10 protein-coding genes are annotated in these 19628 nt (G+C 47.7%); 9 read left to right on the forward strand and 1 reads right to left on the reverse strand.

Annotated elements, in window-relative coordinates; all coding sequences use genetic code 11:
* Nucleotides 1–221 precede the first annotated feature (221 nt).
* The 6 genes from murG to B5G04_RS00685 all read left to right on the forward strand — a co-directional run bounded on the left by murG (nt 222) and on the right by B5G04_RS00685 (nt 6952).
* Nucleotides 222–1352 (forward strand): undecaprenyldiphospho-muramoylpentapeptide beta-N-acetylglucosaminyltransferase, encoded by a 1131-nt coding sequence (gene murG, locus B5G04_RS00660; RefSeq protein ID WP_022038907.1) that lies wholly within the window; start codon nt 222–224, stop codon nt 1350–1352.
* Nucleotides 1342–2718 carry a UDP-N-acetylmuramate--L-alanine ligase gene (gene murC, locus B5G04_RS00665; protein ID WP_087248616.1) on the forward strand — a complete coding sequence of 459 codons (1377 nt, stop codon included), beginning with the start codon at nt 1342–1344 and terminating at the stop codon, nt 2716–2718. Before murG ends, murC begins: the two co-directional genes overlap by 11 nt.
* Nucleotides 2715–3452 (forward strand): cell division protein FtsQ/DivIB, encoded by a 738-nt coding sequence (locus tag B5G04_RS00670; RefSeq protein ID WP_087210477.1) that lies wholly within the window; start codon nt 2715–2717, stop codon nt 3450–3452. The genes murC and B5G04_RS00670 overlap by 4 nt, the downstream gene beginning before the upstream one ends.
* Before the next feature lie 3 nt (nt 3453–3455).
* Nucleotides 3456–5030 carry a cell division protein FtsA gene (gene ftsA / locus B5G04_RS00675; protein ID WP_087248614.1) on the forward strand — a complete coding sequence of 525 codons (1575 nt, stop codon included), beginning with the start codon at nt 3456–3458 and terminating at the stop codon, nt 5028–5030.
* A gap of 32 nt (nt 5031–5062) precedes the next feature.
* A complete protein-coding gene (ftsZ, locus tag B5G04_RS00680) occupies nt 5063–6376 on the forward strand; it encodes a cell division protein FtsZ (protein WP_022038903.1) in 1314 nt (437 codons plus the stop codon).
* Nucleotides 6377–6502: 126 nt separating this feature from the next.
* Nucleotides 6503–6952: a GatB/YqeY domain-containing protein gene (locus B5G04_RS00685; protein WP_087395126.1), complete on the forward strand. Its 450-nt coding sequence runs from the start codon at nt 6503–6505 to the stop codon at nt 6950–6952.
* Between the two features lie 73 nt (nt 6953–7025).
* Here B5G04_RS00685 and B5G04_RS00690 read toward each other — a convergent pair whose 3' ends face one another.
* A complete protein-coding gene (locus B5G04_RS00690; protein WP_087248612.1) occupies nt 7026–10991 on the reverse strand; it encodes a hybrid sensor histidine kinase/response regulator transcription factor in 3966 nt (1321 codons plus the stop codon).
* Nucleotides 10992–11508: 517 nt separating this feature from the next.
* Between B5G04_RS00690 and B5G04_RS00695 the strand changes: the two genes are divergently transcribed.
* From B5G04_RS00695 to B5G04_RS00705, 3 genes are all read left to right on the forward strand, one after another.
* Nucleotides 11509–14649 carry a TonB-dependent receptor gene (locus B5G04_RS00695; RefSeq protein ID WP_087248610.1) on the forward strand — a complete coding sequence of 1047 codons (3141 nt, stop codon included), beginning with the start codon at nt 11509–11511 and terminating at the stop codon, nt 14647–14649.
* Nucleotides 14650–14670: 21 nt separating this feature from the next.
* Nucleotides 14671–16545 (forward strand): RagB/SusD family nutrient uptake outer membrane protein, encoded by a 1875-nt coding sequence (locus B5G04_RS00700; protein ID WP_087248608.1) that lies wholly within the window; start codon nt 14671–14673, stop codon nt 16543–16545.
* A 180-nt stretch (nt 16546–16725) separates the two neighbouring features.
* A complete protein-coding gene (locus B5G04_RS00705; RefSeq protein ID WP_087248606.1) occupies nt 16726–19575 on the forward strand; it encodes a SusC/RagA family TonB-linked outer membrane protein in 2850 nt (949 codons plus the stop codon).
* Nucleotides 19576–19628: the final 53 nt, after the last annotated feature.

Genomic DNA, 19628 nt, shown 5'->3' on the forward strand with positions numbered 1-19628 from the left:
AAAATGCTTCTGCATATCTTGTGCAGAACAGCAGCTCCCGATGCCCCATTCACCCTAAAAGCACACCTTCAGCCGGCAGTAGAGACTCGCATTTTCGGCTTCCAATCCCCTCCACAACGTCCCAGCAAGCATTCTGCAAAATTAGGTATAAATAATTTCGGAAAAGGCATAAATAGTTTACAAGTTTATTCCTAAATTTGCAGGAAAATACAAAGTGAAACATGAAAGAGAGTCTAAGAGTGATTATCAGCGGAGGAGGAACCGGCGGACACATTTTTCCGGCGGTATCCATAGCCAATGCCATCAGGCTACAGCACCCCGATGCCAAGATACTGTTTGTAGGTGCCGAAGGACGCATGGAAATGCAGCGTGTACCTGCAGCAGGATATGAAATCATCGGCCTGCCCGTGGCAGGATTCGACCGCAAACACCTGTTGCGCAATATCAGTGTGCTCATCAAACTGATGCGCAGCCAGCTGAAGGCACGCCGGATAGTAAAGGCATTCCAGCCCGATGTGGCGGTAGGCGTGGGAGGATACGCCAGCGGACCGACATTGAAAGTGGCTGGCATGATGGGCATCCCTACCCTGATTCAGGAACAGAACTCGTATGCCGGCGTCACCAACAAGCTGCTGGCAAAGCAGGCATCCAAGATATGTGTCGCCTACGAAGGAATGGAACGCTTTTTCGACAAGGAAAAAATTATACTGACAGGAAACCCCGTACGCCAAGGACTGCTCCAGCATAACATGAGCCGCGAAGATGCCGTACGCTCGTTCCAGCTCGACCCGGCAAAGAAAACCGTCCTGATTATCGGCGGAAGCCTGGGCGCACGCACCATCAACAACTGCGTGATGCAGGGACTGGACAAAATCAGACAATCGGGAGTACAGTTCATCTGGCAAACCGGAAAAATATACATCAGCGAAGCGCGTGCGGCGGTGTCCCGTGCCGGCGAACTGCCGATGCTGCACACCACCGACTTCATTGCAGACATGGCAGCAGCCTACCGTGCCGCCGACCTGGTCATCAGTCGGGCAGGAGCCGGCTCCATCTCCGAACTTTGCCTGCTGGGCAAACCGGTCATCCTGGTACCATCACCCAACGTGGCAGAAGACCATCAGACCAAAAATGCACTGGCACTGGTGAACAAAGAAGCCGCCCTGTATGTAAAAGATGCAGAGGCAGGTGTGAAATTGCTGGATACCGCCATCGCAACGGTACAGCAACCTGACACCTTGAACAAACTGAGTACGAACATCGCCAAACTGGCTTTCAAGGATTCGGCAAACGTAATTGCCGGAGAAGTGTGGAAGCTGGCAGCAACATACAGAAAAGAACATGGACGTTAATACACTGAAAGCAGTATATTTTATCGGAGCCGGAGGTATCGGGATGAGTGCCCTGGTACGCTACTTCCTGTCGAAAGGCAAGACAGTGGGCGGTTACGACCGTACCCCGACCGAACTGACCCGGAAACTGGAAGAAGAAGGAGCCTCCATCCACTATGAAGACAACGTGGAAGGAATCTCCCAAGACTTTCTGGATGCACAGACTACACTGGTGGTATATACTCCAGCCATCCCTGCCGAGCACAAAGAACTGACCTTTTTCCGCCAGCAGGGTTTCGAAGTACAAAAACGTGCACAAGTATTGGGTATGCTCACCCGTACCGAAAGAGGACTGTGTGTGGCAGGTACCCATGGTAAAACAACAACTTCAACCTTAGCTGCCTACCTGCTCGACCATTCACACGTGGGTTGTAATGCCTTTTTGGGAGGTATCTCGAAAAACTACGGCACCAACCTGCTGCTATCGGATACGAGCGATTTCGTCGTTATCGAGGCCGACGAGTTCGACCGTTCGTTCCACTGGCTCACTCCGTATGCCAGTGTAATTACCGCCACCGACTCCGACCACCTGGACATCTACGGCGACCATGCAGCCTATGTAGAAAGTTTCCGTAAATATACATCCCTTATCCGTCCCGACGGTTATCTCATAGTGAAGAAAGGCATCGACCTGACTCCAGACGTACAGCCGGGAGTGACTGTCTATACCTATGCCACAAACGAAGGAGATTTCCATGCTACAAACATCCATACCGACAACGGAGAAATCACATTCGACTATGTATCACCCTTGGGCAACATCAACGGGATCCGGCTGGGAGTCCCCGTCTATGTGAATATCGAAAACGGCATTGCAGCCATGGCACTGGCACAGATAGCCGGAGCTACTGCAGACGAGATAAGAGCCGCTATGCCCGGATTCAGAGGTGTAGACCGCCGGTTCGACTTCAAGCTGAAAAATGACCGGATAGTTTTTTTGAGCGACTATGCCCACCATCCGGCAGAAATACGTCAGAGTGTGTACTCCATGCGGATGCTGTACCCCGACCGGAAAATAACGGCAGTATTCCAACCCCATCTGTACACACGCACGCGAGACTTTTATAAAGATTTTGCCGACAGCCTGTCCTTGCTGGACGAAGTTATCCTGCTCGATATCTATCCGGCCCGCGAAGAACCGATAGCAGGAGTAAGCAGCCGGCTGATTTACGACCACTTGCGTCCTGGTATCGAAAAGAGCCTGTGCCATAAGGAAGACCTGCTGGATACCTTGCGAAACAAGAAACTGGACGTCCTCATCACACTGGGAGCCGGTGATATAGACAATTATGTTCCACAAATTTACGAAATACTGAAAGACCGATGATGAAACGAATTCTTATACTCTGCGTGCTGCTGGTGGTCTCCGCTTACTTGGCTGTAGCGGTCACCTTGTTTAATGCCAAACCCGCCGGACAGGTTTGCAGAGGCATAGAATTGACCATAAAAGACAGCATCGACTACGATTTCATCACACTGAAGGACGTCAATGCCCTCCTGAAACGGAAAGGCCTGTCGCCTGCCGACAAGCCCTTGGACAAAATCAACATACGCCAGCTGGAAGAAGCCTTATCACACCAGCCATTCATTGCCGAAGCAGAGTGTTACCTGACTTCAAGTGGAAAGGTTGCCATCGACATCTACCAGCGCATCCCCCTGCTGCGTGTGATGAGCAACAACGGCGACACATATTATCTGGACCATGCCGGACAAATCCTGCCGGTATCGGGCAAGCCAGTGCATGTAGCTGTGGCAACCGGATTCATCGACCGCAAATTTGCGCAAGACCAATTGTACCAGTTGGGCAAATACTTACAGACGGACGCATTCTGGAATGCACAGATTGAACAAATCAATGTCACTCCCCGGCAAGAACTGGAACTGGTGCCCCGCGTAGGCAACCAGATACTCTTTTTGGGAAAAGCCGAGGATTATCAAGAAAAATTCCGTAAATTGCAGACGTTCTATACAGAAGCGCTTAGCCAAGTAGGATGGAACAAATACGAACGGATAAGTGTAGAGTTTAATAACCAGATTATTTGTACAAAAAAAGAGAAGTAAGATATGGCAGTAACAGATTTTATAGCAGCGATTGAACTGGGATCAAGCAAAATCACCGGCGTTGCAGGCAAGAAGAATGCCGACGGAAGCATTCACATCCTCGCATACGCCAGCGAACACTCTTCTGATTGCATCCGGAAAGGCATTATCTACAACCTGGACAAGACCACACAATGTCTTGCCTCTGTCATCGGCAAGCTGGAAGAACAGTTGCAAGCCTCCATCAAGAAAGTCTATGTAGGCATTGGTGGACAGTCGCTCCGGAGCATCCGCAATACCGAGACCAAACAACTGGATACCGAAGTGAAAATCTCGCAGGCGCTGATAGACGAGCTGATGAAGAACAACCGCGAAATGGCCCTGATGGACCAGGAAATGCTGGCTGTCGAACCTCAAGAATATAAAGTGGGCAACCAACTCACTACCGAACCCGTAGGTATCCCGACGGAACATATCGAAGCACACTATGTGAACATCATCGGGCGTAACACCTTACGGAGCAACATCCGCCAGTGTGTCCGCCAGGCGGGATATGAAGTGGCGGACTACCTGCTTTCACCCATTGTAACTGCCAACATCGTGCTGACAGCAAGTGAAAAACGTTCGGGATGCGCTTTGGTCGACCTTGGTGCCGACACAACCACCGTATCTGTATACAAGAACAACATTTTGCGTCACCTTGCCGTAATCCCGCTGGGAAGCAACAACATAACCAAAGACATCGCCAGTCTGCAAATCGAAGAAGAAGACGCCGAACAACTGAAACTGCGTTACGCCAGTGCCTATACCGAACCGTCGGAAGAAGAAGATATCAACCAGGAATATGCCATCGACGGCCGATGCTCCATCCGTGCCCGCAAACTGGAAGACATCGTGGAAGCCCGTACCCTCGAAATACTGGAAAACGTATGGAATCAAATCAAGCTATCGGGTTATAGCAACGAACTGCACGCAGGCATTATCCTGACGGGAGGAGCCTCGCAACTGCCTAACCTGAACAAAGCATTCATAACAGTCACCAAGATAGACAAGATACGCATCGCACAAACCGGAAACATCGAACTGACGGATGACCATCAGGACATCACGCCTAACGGTTCACAAAACACCCTCATCGGACTGCTGGCTGCAGGCAAAGACAACTGCTGCAAGATAGACCCGCACAAAAGTCAGCTGAGCTGGATTCAGCAGCAAGAAGAAGAAGACGAGGTCCAAAAGAAAGCCGAAGAAGAGCGCAAACGTAAAGAAGAGGAAGAACGCAGAAAGAAAGAGGAAGAAGAACGCAAAAAGCAACTGGAAGCAGAACGCATCCGTCAGGAACAGGAACGTGCCCAAAAACGTTTGCGCGAATGTGAAGCATTGATAAGCGAAGCCAAACGACTGGCAGAACGCAAGAAATACAAAGACGCCCTTAATAAACTGGAAGAGGCGAAAAGCCTAAAAGTGGCTGATAAAGAAGCAGAACTGGATGACTTGTATCAGACCATAAACAAGCAGAAATCGGAAAATACGCCGTTCAAGAAACTGTTTAATTTCTTGAAAACCGAAGCGGACGAAATGATGAAAGGAGAAAACTGACAAACGTAAGAACTTAAAAAAAACCCAAAGATATGTCTGACGAAACGATTATGCCGTTCGACTTTTCGAACGGTGGTACACCCAGCATCATCAAGGTGATTGGTGTAGGAGGTGGTGGCGGAAACGCAGTCAACCACATGTATAGAGAAGGAATCCATGACGTTACGTTCGTGGTATGCAATACAGACAATCAGGCACTCAACGAGTCACCTGTCCCCATCAAGCTGCAATTGGGCAGAGAAGGCTTGGGAGCCGGAAACCGTCCCGAACGTGCCAAAGCCGCAGCCGAAGAAAGCATGAAAGACATCGAAAGCATGCTGAACGACGGTTGTAAAATGGCTTTCATCACTGCCGGAATGGGCGGTGGTACAGGTACCGGAGCCGCCCCCATCATTGCCAAGACCGCCAAAGACATGGGCATCCTGACAGTGGGCATTGTCACCATTCCTTTCCTGTTCGAAGGTAACAAGAAAATCGACCAGGCACTGGATGGTGTGGAAGAAATGAGCAAACACGTCGATGCCCTGCTGGTCATCAACAACGAACGTCTGCGCGACGTGTATTCCGACCTCAGCGTAATGAATGCCTTTGCCAAAGCCGATGATACCCTCTCGGTAGCAGCCAAGAGTATAGCCGAAATCATCACCATCCGAGGCAAAATCAACCTGGACTTCAACGACGTAAAGACGGTATTGAAAGACGGCGGTGTTGCCTTGATGAGTACCGGTTACGGCTCAGGCGAAGGACGTGTTACCCAAGCCATCAACGATGCGCTGCATTCGCCGTTGCTGAACAACAACGATATCTTCAATTCTAAGAAAGTATTGTTCAACATCTCGTACAGCACAAACAGCGACCTGATGATGGAAGAGATGAACGAAGTGCACGAGTTCATGAGCCGATTTGGCGATGATGTAGAAACCAAATGGGGACTTTACATCGACGACAGCCTGGAAAGCAAAGTTAAATTCACCATCCTTGCCACAGGATTCGGCATCAAGGACATCCCGGGTATGGACGATGCACTGAACAAGAAACGTACTGCTGAAGAACAGAAAAGACACGAAGAAGAAGAACGCATCCGGCAGATAAAAGAAAAACGCCGGGACGATTACTATACCAATGAACGCCGGAACGACAGAAAGAAGGGCAACTACAAGTATTACATCTTCACACAAGACGATTTGGACAATGATGATGTAATCAGCATCGTAGACACCACTCCGACGTACAAACGTTCGAAAACCGTTCTCGATAACATCCGCCAGCGCGCTACCGACAGTGAAAGTCTGGTACAGAAACCGCAGCTGAACGAAAACGGCTCAACGATGATTACCTTTAGTTAGGTACTAGGTTTTGGGTACCAGGTATCAGGTACTGGCTGACATAGGTTCTAAAATGTATCTAATACCTAGTACCTGACACCTAGTTCCTAGTACCTAAAAAACAACCAATTAAAAACATCATACACTATGGATTTATTCGAACAAATCAGCAATGATATCAAAGAAGCCATGAAGGCAAAAGACAAGGTGAGACTGGAAACCTTGCGCAACGTAAAGAAAGTATTCCTCGAAGCAAAAACCGCTCCGGGAGCCAACGACACACTAAGCGATGAAACGGCACTGAAACTGATGCAGAAGTTGGTAAAACAGGGCAAAGATTCGGCTGCAAGTTATACAGAAGCTGACCGTCCCGAACTGGCTGAAGAAGAGATGGCACAAGTACGTGTTATCGAAGCCTATCTCCCCAAACAGCTTTCGGCAGAAGAACTGGAAGCCAGACTGAAAGACATCATTGCCCGTACAGGTGCCACCAGCGGTAAGGATATGGGCAAAGTAATGGGAGTAGCCACCAAAGAGCTTGCCGGACTTGCTGAAGGCCGTGCCATATCGGCAAAAGTAAAAGAACTTTTAAACTAACTCCTTAAACGGGCTCTGAGAGGGTGTATCAAAATAGAAATCGGCTTTCATTTTGATACACCCTCAACTATTTTTATTCCTCATTTGCCTCCTTATATTCAGTAGGAGAGATTCCATACATTTTCTTAAATGCACTCGAAAAATGAGTCTGGCTGCTGAAGCCCACCGTATAAGCCACCTGGGTTACCGTAATGTCTTTCTTCTTCAACAACTCCGCTGCCTGAATCAAACGGATATTACGGATGAAATCACTGGGAGTCAACCCCGTCATTCCCTTAATACGGCGATGCAAATGTGTACGGCTCATTCCCACTTCCTGCGTCAGCATCTCCACACTGAGCATCGGATTATTCAAGTTTTTATTGATTACCTTCATAATGCGTTCCATCAACACTTCATCGTTACTCTGCAAGACGATTGGCATTCTTTTCCCCTCCTGGGTCGAACTGCCCGAATATTTACCTTTCAAACGGATACGGTTGGCTATCAGATTACCAATGAGGGTATATAATTCTTCCACACTGAAAGGTTTGCCCAAATAAGCATCCGCTCCTTGTTCCAATCCTTCTATCCGATTGGCAAATTCGGTTTTCGATGTAAGCAGAATCACGGGAATATGATTGGTATTGACATTCTTTTTCAGTTCCTTCAGCATCTGGATACCATCCATTGCGGGCATCATCACATCCGATATGACAATATCAGGTTGCTTGGTAATAGCCTTCTTCAGTCCATCCATACCATTGATGGCTGTATCCACACGATAATATACCGACAGACTGTCAACCAAAAACTTACGCAAATCATCATCATCGTCTATTACAAGCACATGGTAATTGGTCCGGCTTTTTTCTCCCTTTTCTGTTTCTACATGCCAATCATATTCAGGCTTCACCTCTTCCCTCACCGCATAAGGAACAGTTTCTTCCGAACTTGCCAACTCTTCTTTCCGCAAATGCTTGCATCCCAAAGGCAGGCGAACCACAAAACGGCTTCCTTTCACCTCTTTCCGATTCTCGGCAAAAATCACCCCATGATGTAACTTTACCAACGACTGGCACAGGTTCAAGCCAATACCGAAGCCTAACGGTGTGGTAGCCTGATTGGCACCTCCCTGATAAAAACGTTCGAATATCTTCTTCAGTTCCTTTTCACTCAGTCCTTTGCCCGTATCCGATATGGAAATCTCCATATAATCCTGCAACGCACCCGATTCATGCACATCGTGACCCACTTTCACACACACCTCCACCGTACCGCCACTGGGAGTGTACTTCAGTGCATTTGTCAACAGATTCACCAACACTTTATCGAAATTATTCGGGTCTATCCATACTTTCGGCAAGCGTTCGGCAAATTCTGCCTCCAGCCGGATGTCTTTCTGTTTCGCCTGTTCCGAAAACACGTCCAGCAATTCATTGATAAAAGCCTGCATATCGGTTTCCACACAACGGATAATCATTTGCCCCTTGTCTATGCGCCGTATGTCAAGCAACTGGTTCAGCAGGTTCAAGATACGGTTGGTATTATATTTGATTGTCTGAAGTGACTTGTTCGTATCAGCATCGTTGTCTTTTTTCAAAAGCTTTTCCAGCGGAGAAGTCATAAGGGTAAGCGGAGAACGTATTTCATGCGCTATATTAATGAAAAACTGAAGTTTCATTTCCCCGATTTCTTCACGGCGCTTCCGTCTTGCCGCAATATACAACAAGTAACCGACCCCTATTATAAATAAGGTATAGACCAGTTTGGCGACAGTACTCCAATACCAAGGTGGAGCAATACACACCTGTACCGACTTGACCGGTGAAAACATACCGTCCTCACAAGCCCGTATTTCCAAGGTATAGGTACCGGGAGACAAATAGGTATACTGAATTCTTCCTTCCCCCGGACGGGTCTGGTTCCACATCGGTTCAAGTTCTTCCATACGATATTCATAAATAACGTTCCGTTCGTCACGGAAATTCATTGTCGACACATGAAATGCAAAATTATTATCTGCGGCAGAAAGATGAAAACGATCAGCCTCAACAATGCTCCGGTCTACCACCGGATTTCCTCCCGAACAAGTCTGCAAGGTTACTTTCTGGTTACGGATAAACATCTCCGTAATACAAGGAGCCTTGTCCTGTCTGACTGGACGAATGTCATTCGGATTGAAACAAGTAATCCCTTTTTCACCCCCGAAATAGATAGTCCCACTCTTACATTGCGCACGACATCCGCTCAAATACACCTTATCTTCCAGTCCATTACCTGTATAATAGCTCGTTACTTTCCGAGTACCGGAAGCGATATGGGCAATGCCTTGAGCGGTACTGCACCATATTCCACCGTTTTCGTCCTCCACCACTGCCTGGACAATATTGTCAGGCAAGCCCTGCTTCACCGTAAACATTTCATATTTGCCCGATTCCGGATCGTAACACAACAGTCCCTTTTGCATTCCCAGCCAGATTTTATGATCTTTCGCCTCCGTAACACAATAAGTACTTACTCTTACCCATTCTCTGAAAGGCAATCTCAAAAAAGTCTGCTGACGCGTATCATAACAACTTACGCCACCGTGGTGACCTGCCCATATTCTTCCTCCCGAATCGCAGCAAAGAGAGGTAATCCAAAAGTTCACCAGCTCTTCACGACGCGTTAGTGGCGTCTGGTAACCATACATGCGAAATTCTCCCGTCGACAAGCGGTAGTGCAACACTCCCAGTCCCATCACAGAAGCATACAGGTTCTTCTGTCCGTCTTCTATGATGCTACTGATAACATAATCACCCTCAACAGGATACCGCAATTGCAGCCGCATCGTACTCCGGTCCAACGTATAAAGGCCCTGACCGTTCACGCCTACCCAAAACGTACCAGAACTGTCTTCAAACATCGCTCCAGCAGTATGTGCCACAGGTATATAATCTTGTGTGTTCCCCTCGCTGTCAAGCCGGTAAATACCATCATTTTCTATCGAGCACCATAGAGTTCCTTCCTTGTCACAAAACAAAGCTGCAATCTTTCCCGACACGTTTTCAAACCGCACCGGTTTATCCATAAACAGAAAAGGCATGGGAGTATTCGGCAACATCAACAATCCCTGATACTGGCACCCTATCCACAGGTTCTGCAGCTTGTCTTCGAATAAAAAAGACACACGGACACGATTGGCGTCAACGAACGGATTGTATAAGGAACTGTCTGTTATCTCCTCGCTCCCATTCACAATCTGCATCAAGCCATCTCCGCCTGTTCCTATCACAATCGTACCGTCAGCAGTCAGCAACACACGGTTAAAGGTAAAGTCGGTTTTCGTTCCGCGGTAAGGCAAGGGACGAAACCGGTCGCCTGCAGCATCCCATTTATAAACAGTATATTTAGTTACAACATACAAGCACCCGTGCCTGTCTTCCAGCATACCTTTCACACTGATAGGCGGCAAAGCATATAACTTTTCCTTTTTAGTTTCCCCATCCACACATATCACACCTTCCCTATCCGTTCCCAGCCACAAACGCTGCCGGCTGTCTTCGAACAAATTATACAGGTAACGCGGATGATACCCCTCATTCAGGGTCACGACCTTATATCCCACCATAGCATCCGCATCCAACCGGAACAGCCCCATTCCCGAGACCACAAACAGAATTTCTCCGTTTTTCCGCTCAATGATACTTGTGATGTAACCTCCGATACTCGCATCATGCAAACGCACTGTCTGAAAACAATCCTTTTCAGGTACATAACGCTGCAAGCCGTCGTTCGTTCCCACCCACAACCGTTGCTCACGGTCAATCAACAAAGCCATGACATTATTACTCGCCAACGAAGTAGAATCGGCATCATTGTGATAATAGGCAACAAACTGCGTACCGTCAAACCGGCGCAAACCTTTATCTGTACCGAACCACAAAAAATTGTGACGGTCTTGACAACAAGCCTTGATTTCCTGGCAGTCTATTTGTTTCTTATCCAGGAAATTCGTATTCTGCGCAAGAAGAACCTGAGCCAGCACTAAGAACAAGAATGTCAGTATGCTTTTCATTTACTTTGTTTTTTATTACAAAGATATTTGTTTTTTCACACAAAAGCCCGATTTCTGTCAAAATTCACAGAACCATTTAAGTTTTTTACAGGTAACATCCCGGCGATGTTACATGGATGAACGATTATGTTACATCAGTGTACGCGTAGGAACAAGCAAGAATCAATGAAACCTATACATTAATCCCCGTCTGAAACGCAATCCGTAACTTTGCGTAAAATGTTGTAGTAATATGCAGGAAAAATACCACGCATTCAACGTGCTTATTTTCCCTTTACGGCAACGATGGTATTTCAACTTCATTAAACTAAAACCAATGTACCATGAACCAAGATTATTACAGCGACGGATAAAGCCGTCGGAGGAACATTGTTCCACAACCGCTTTGAGGCAATGGCAGGAAATGAAAAACAACTGCTTTCAAACACACGGCAGGCGTGTTTGCCCGGCATTTCCGCAAAGCATGAATGTGTATGAGCGTATTTTTAGTGTGTAACTTTAAACTAACAAAAAACAAATGGAAAACAAAAGAAACATTCGAAAGATTCCTTTCCTGTTCTTGCTGATGTTAGTCAGCTGGCTTCCGGCGTGGGCACAACAGGGTGTTCCGGTGGAAGGTGTGATATTGGACGGGAATGGTGAGACAGTCATCGGTGCGTCGATTGTGGTGAAAGGAGAAAAAAACCTAGGCACCATCTCCGACCTTGACGGACGGTTCCAACTGACAGTTCCCAACGAAAAGTCAGTACTTGTGATTTCATACATCGGTATGAAGACGCAAGAAGTAAAAGTAAAGCCTCACGGCACCATGACCATCACCCTCGAAGACGACTCGAAAGTGTTGGAAGAGGTAGTGGTGGTAGGTTATGGCCAGCAGAAAAAGGCAAGTGTGGTAGGTTCTATCACCCAAACCACCGGCAAAGTACTCGAACGTACCGGTGTGACCAGCCTCGGTGCTGCCCTGACCGGTAACCTGCCGGGCGTCATCACCTCCGCCTCTACGGGTATGCCGGGCGAAGAAGACCCCGAAATCATCATCCGCACAAAGAGTTCGTGGAACAACAGCGCACCGCTCGTGCTGGTAGATGGTGTAGAACGTGAAATGAATTCGGTCGACATTTCGTCCGTAGCCAGCATCTCCGTACTGAAGGATGCCTCTGCTACGGCAGTCTATGGTGTGAAGGGCGCCAATGGTGTCATCCTGATTACCACCAAACGCGGACAGGAAGGAAAAGCAAACGTACAGGTCAAGGCGAACATGACCGCTAAAGTTGTATCTAAACTGCCGGAAAAGTACGATGCTTATGATACTTTCTACCTGATGAACAATTCCATCGAGCGCGAGGCAGCCATCAACCCTAATGGTTGGGCAAATTATACCAATCCCGCCATTATACATAAATACCGCTACCCCGCCAATGCTGAGGAATGGGACCGTTATCCCAACGTAGACTGGGAAGACTACCTCTTCAAGAAAGCAGCATTCGCTTACAATACCAGCGTGAACGTATCAGGTGGTACTGATGTGGTGAAATACTTTGCCGCAGCCGACTTTACCAACGAAGGTGACTTGTTCAAGAACTTCGAGAACGGCCGTGGCTATAACTCCGGATTCGGCTATAATCGTATTAACGTGCGCAGCAACTTGGACTTTACCCTGACCAAGACCACCAAGTTCTCAACCAACCTCTTTGGTTCGAATGCCCAGCGTAAGATTCCTTGGGAGATGGCAGACAATGATGCCAGTTATTGGGCTTCTGCCTATAAGTCGGCTCCCGATGCCATGCGTCCGGTTTACTCCAACGGCATGTGGGGATGGTATGCTTTACGTGACGCCGATGTGCCCAACTCGGCCCGTATATTGGCAACCAGCGGTAGCGAAAAGCGCACTACCACAAAAATCAATACCGACTTTATCTTAGACCAAGACTTGAAATTTGTTACCCCTGGTCTGAAATTCAAAGCTATGTTCTCCATGGACTATACATTCGTAGAAAACAAACGGGGTATCAGTGATATGTATAACGATGCGCAGCAGATGTGGGTAGACCCTGATACCGGTGAAATAAGCTATAAGTTTGACCCTGATTCAGGAACAGGTCTGGACAAGGTGGAAAATCCGATTTACTGGACTACGCAAGCTGGTAGCGCGGATATCAACTCAACTTATCGCAAATTGTATTACCAGCTTCAGCTGGACTATGCCCGTACTTTTGGCAAGCACGAGGTGACAGCATTGGCTTTGTTCAGCCGATTGAAAGAAGCACAAGGAAGCGTATTCTCCATTTTCCGCGAAGACTGGGTGTTCCGTTTGACTTATAACTACAACTTGCGTTATTTCTTCGAAGCCAACGGTGCTTACAACGGTTCCGAAAAATTCGGTCCCGGCTATCGGTTTGATTTCTTCCCTTCGCTGTCTGTAGGTTGGATGCTGAGCGAAGAGAAATTTATGAAGAAACTGAAAGTATTCGATATGCTGAAAATCCGTGCCTCATGGGGACGCGTGGGTGATGACTCTTACGTACAGCCTTGGCAACGCTTTAGCATGAGTAACCGCTTCTTATACCGTGACCAAATTACTAACTCGGGCAATGTCATGATGGGTAGTGTCAGCCCAAGTGCTTCTCCTTATACTTTCTGGCAGATTTCGAGATTAGGCAATCCGGATATCTCGTGGGAAACCGTAGAAAAACGCAATATCGGTTTGGATTATGCCTTCTTCGGCGGCTTGATTGCCGGTTCGGTGGATGTGTTCAATGATACCCGTACCGATATTCTGATTAATGGCAACGACCGTTCTATACCCTCTTACTTCGGTACCACACCGCCTCCTGCCAATTTGGGTAAAGTAAACAGCCACGGTTATGAACTGGAGTTGCGCCTGAACAAAACTTTCCCCAACGGCATGCGCGCTTACATGAACGCCAACATGACCCATGCAGTCAACGAAGTGAAGTTCCGTGACGACCCAGCCTTGAAACCTGCTTATCAGCGGGCTGAAGGTCATGCGCTCGACCAAGTCTATTCGTATATTGACCAAGGCAACCTCGCTACGTGGGACGATGTCATCGGCAGTACCGCGTGGACTACAGACAATGACAACAAACTGCCGGGCGACTACAACATCGTAGACTTCAATGGCGATGGTGTCATTGATACCAACGATAGTGCGCCTTACCAATATTCTTCCATCCCGCAAAACACCTACAGCCTATCTGCCGGTTGGGAATGGAAAGGATTCAGCGTCTATGCTCAGTTCTACGGAGTTAATAACGTAACCCGTGAAATCAACTTCCCGACCTTCCGTTCTACCGCCCACGTGGCATACGTAGAAGGAGACTACTGGACACCGGGAGGCACTGCAACCCTTCCTACTCCGCGTTGGGGGACAACTGTTAATACAGCCGCTAATGGAACCCGTTATTGGTACGACGGTTCGTACATCCGCTTGAAGAATGTGGAAATTTCATATACCTTCAAAGGAAACTGGCTGAAGAAAGCCGGCATCGACTCTGCCCGCCTGTACCTGAACGGCGATAACCTGTATATGTGGACCGACATGCCCGATGACCGTGAGTCGAATACCGGATACAGTTCGAGTGACGGGGCTTACCCCACTGTACGCCGTTTCAACCTTGGCATCGAGATTAACCTATAATTATAATAAGGAGTAACAACTATGAATAAATATATCAGTAAATTCGTTCTGATGTCTGCATTTGCCGTAGCCGGTACAGTGGGTACGACCTCGTGTACCGATTATCTGGACAAAGCACCTGAAACAGAATATGAAGCTACCGACCCCTACAAGAACTTTACGAACTTCCAAGGCTTCGTAGAAGAATTGTATAACTGCATCCCTGTGGTATCGAATAGCGAATACCATACCTGTTTTAATTACGGAGAAGATGAATACTGGGAACCGCAAGAAACCCGCTTGCAATCATTGAACGTGGACAACGGTGACTTTTGGGGATGGACGAGTGCCTATTACGGATATCCGCGTAGTGGTGGGTCTGCTGGTACAACAACCCGTCGCGACAAAGGCGACTTATGGACCAATGCATGGTATGGTATCCGGAAATGCAACGAAGGTATCGCCAATTTGGGCGTATTGACCGGTGCTACACAGGAAGAACGTGATTTGATAGAAGGACAACTTTATTTCTTCCGTGCCTGGTTTCATTTCATGATTATGGAATGGTGGGGTGGCATGCCTTACATTGATACCGTATTGCCACCTGATGTAAACCCAACTCTACCGCGCTTAACTTGGCAGGAATGTGCCGAAAAATGTGTGGCAGACTTTGAACATGCCGAAGAACTGTTGCCCATTGACTGGGATGATACGACGGTGGGTAAAGTAACGTTAGGCAGAAACAACATGCGCATCAATAAAATCATGTGCCTTGCCTACAAAGGTAAAACCCTGCTGTGGGCAGGCAGTCCACTGATGAACTGGGCTTCAGGTGGCAGCCGTGAATACAACCAAGAATTGTGCCAACGCGGTGCAGAAGCTTTGGGAGAAGCCTTGGCTTTGACCGAATCGACAGGCCGTTACCAATTAGCATCTATAGATGAATACAACGACATTTTCTTGGTACATAATTCAGGAGGTAAGTTAAATGGCGTAAACGAAGCGATTTTCCAGGAAAATCTTCAGGATTATGATGCACGTTGGCGATGGAATATGATCAATGATTTCCGGCCGCAAAGTATCGAGACCTCTGGTATCAAGGTATTTCCTACAGCCAATTATGTCAATTACTTCGGTATGCAGAACGGTTATCCGCTTCCTGAGGATATTACCCAGGCTGATGCAGAATCAGGTTATGACCCAACCCATCCTTGGAAAGGCAGAGACCCACGTTTCTACAAGGTGATTATGTTCGATGGCGTGCAATACCGCAGCAGCGGAGGTGCCGGAGGTTCGGTAGAATTATTCACTGGAGGAAGGGAAAGTGAAGAAGTTAACCCAAACAAAGGTTGCTTTACCGGCTATATGAACATGAAACTTTGTCCGCAACTGATGAATACCACCGACGGTTACAAGGAAAACAACATTATGGTATTGAATTTAATGCGTTTGGCGGATGTCTATATGATGTATGCCGAAGCTGCTGCCGTAGGTTATGGTAGCCCACAAGGCAAGGCAAGCACCTATTCTTTGACAGCAGAACAAGCATTGAATGTTATCCGCGACCGTGCCGGAGTGGAACATGTATTGCCGCAGTTCCTGACCAGCACCGAAACTTTCTTGAGCGAAGTACGCCGCGAACGTGCCGTAGAACTGGCATTCGAAGGCTTCCGTTTCATGGACCTGCGCCGCTGGATGTTACTGACCCAACGTCCGTATACATTGAAGACCAAGATTGAATTCGACCGTGCAGACCCCGACAACTACAACTACGACGCACCGGAAGAAAATGCCATCCGTAACTTGCGCGAGGTAACCTTGTTGGAACGCAACTACACCGACCGCCATTACTGGTATCCACTCCTTCGTGATGACACGCAAATGTATGAAGGATTTAACCAGAATCCGGGATGGTAATGATTTAAGTTCTTGAGTTTTTAAGTTCTTAAGTTCTTGAGTTCTTAAGTTTTTAAGTTCTTAAGTTTTTAAGTTCTTAGATTTTTAGATTCTTAAGTTTTTAAGGCTTTAAGTTTTTGAATCCCAGCGATATCAACAAACTTAAAAACGAACAAACGAATAAACTAAAACACACAAACAATGAAAAGAAAGTATCTATATATAGGCTATGCGGTTTCGGCTCTCGCCCTCTTCCCGGCTACGGGTTTGCAGGCACAGGAAGAAACTGCCGACAGCCTGGTAAACGTGGCTTTCGGAACAATGAAGCGGGAAGACGTGACACAAGCCGTCGCTACCCTGAACACATCCGAACTGCTGAAGAAAGTAAACAGCTCGAACAGCCTGATAGGCTTGGACAGTTACATCGGGGGCTATACCGGCAACATTTGGGGACAGGAAGCCTTGGTGCTGGTAGACGGTGTACCCCGCGACGCCAGCAACATCCGCGCTTCGGAAGTGGAAAGCATCTCCATCATGAAGGATGCCGCCGCCGTAGTACTTTACGGTAGCCGTGCTTCGAAAGGGGTGATTCTGATTACCACCAAACGAGGCAAAGAAGGACCGATGCAGATTGACGTGCGTGCCAATACCAACGTATTTGTACCCAAGTCGCTGCCCAAGTATCTGGATGCCGACTGCTACATGACCCTGTACAACGAAGCCTGCCGCAACGATGGTATCGCCGAACGTTACGATGCTTCAACCATCTACCACACCGCCATGGGAACCAACCCCTACCGGTATCCGGACATCGACTTTTACAGTTCAGACTATATCCGGAAGGCGTACAACAACGTGGACGTAACCGGTGAAATCTCGGGTGGTAACGAACGTACGCACTATTACCTGAACTTCGGCATGGACTACAACAACGATCTGGTGAAATACGGCGAAGCCAAGAACAACTACGATTTACGTTTTAATGTACGTGGTAACGTAGACATGCAATTGGCATCGTGGTTGAAAGCCACCACCAACGCAGCTGTGGTCTACACCAATCAATACCGGGGTAGAGGTACTAACGAAAACAGTTTCTGGACTACTGCAGGAACCCTGCGCCCCAACTGGTTCTCACCCCTGTTGCCCATCGACATGATGGACCCCAACTCGGAAAGCATCCAAAGTTATATTGCAAACAGCGACCATCTGATAGACGGCAAATACCTCTTGGGCGGTACCTCCACCGACCAGACCAACCCGTTCGCTAACTTGTTGGCAGCCGGCTACGTGAAGGAAAAGGCACGTATGTTTATGTTCGATGTGGCTTTGCAGGCAGACTTAAGTTCCATCCTGAAAGGCTTGTCGTTCAAGACCGCTTACAGTGTGGACTATACCTCATATTATTCAGAAGCCTTTAATGCCACTTATGCGGTATATGAACCAACCTGGGCACAAGTGAACGGCAAGGACATGATTGTTGCCCTGACGCAGCACAACATCGATAAAAAAGACCCTAACGAATACGTAGGCAAATCCATGTACGACCAGACCATGCAGTTCAGTGCACAGTTCGATTACAACAACACCTTTGCCAAGTACCACAACGTGTCGGCTACCTTGTTGGGTTGGGGTTACCAGACCCAAAGTTCTGCCGATGAAAGTCATGAAAGTAGCGATTACCACCGCACCAGTAACGTCAACTTAGGCTTGCGTGCCGCCTACAACTACGACCACAAGTACTACGTAGACTTCAGCGGTGCCGTTATCCACTCGGCAAAACTGCCGGAAGGGAACCGCAATGCTTTCTCACCTTCGGTTACTTTAGGCTGGCGATTGAGCAAGGAAAACTTCCTTGCCGACAACGTAGACTGGATTGATGACCTGATGATTACCGCTTCGTATGCCAAACTCCACCAAGATCTGGATATTGAAAGCTATTATATGTATCAAGGTTCATTCACCAAAGACGGCGAAAGAGGAGGACACTATGTACAATGGCACGATGGTACTGCAGGCGGTTGGGTTCCAACTTCCATTCTTGGAAACAATCCTGATTTAGATTTCATTACCCGCGAAGAATTCCGCGTAGGTTTAGATGCCACCTTGTTTGATAAGTTATTACATATCAATGCTAATTATTTCCGCAATGATACTAAAGGCTTGCTAACGCAAGGAGCTTCTACCCTTTATCCTTCGTGGTACAACGTAGGTACTAACAATTCATTCTTGCCCTGGATTAACTACAATGAAGACCGCCGCAGTGGGTTTGACTTCTCATTGCAAGCCAACAAGAAATTCGGTGACTTCGAAGTAGGATTGGGCTTCAGCGGCATGGTATTTACATCTACTGCCATGGTGCGTGACGAAGTGTACGAAGAAGATTACCAATACCGTGCAGGCAGACCGCTGGATGTGTACTACGGTTACATCTGCGAAGGTTTCTTCAACGACCAGGCGGATATTGACAACCACGCTACCCAAACTTTCGGTGGTACGGTACGTCCGGGTGACTTAAAATACAAGGACATCAACGGCGATAACGTCATCGACAGCAAAGACCAGGTAGAATTGGGCAAAAACGGTTGGGCTGCCGCTCCTTTCTCTTTCGGTCTGAACCTGACCTTGAAGTACAAGAACTGGTCGCTCTTCGCCATGGGTGCGGGACAGACCGGCTCGGTGGATATGAAGAGCAGTGCTTACTACTGGAACCGCGGTACCAGCAAGTTCTCCGAAGTGGTATGGGGACGCTGGACGGAAGAAACCAAAGATGTTGCCACTTATCCGCGCCTGACCACGGGAGACGGTACAAACAACTATCAGAACTCAACCTTCTGGATGTACAAACGCAACTACTTCAACCTGAACCAGGTTCAACTGACTTACGACTTTGCCAAAGAGCCGTTCAAGAAATTACCGTTCGTAAAAGGGTTGAGCGTATATTGTGGTGGTACCAGTCTGCTGACCATTTCGAAAGAACGCGAACATCTGGAACTGAGTACGGGTGTTCCTAACTGCCGTGCTTATTACGTAGGCTTCAAAGCTTCGTTTTAATGAATAATTAATAATGAGAATATTGCATAAATTATTAATTATCAACTATTAAT

It is taken from the genome of Bacteroides sp. An51A, from assembly GCF_002161565.1.
Classification (GTDB): domain Bacteria; phylum Bacteroidota; class Bacteroidia; order Bacteroidales; family Bacteroidaceae; genus Phocaeicola; species Phocaeicola intestinalis.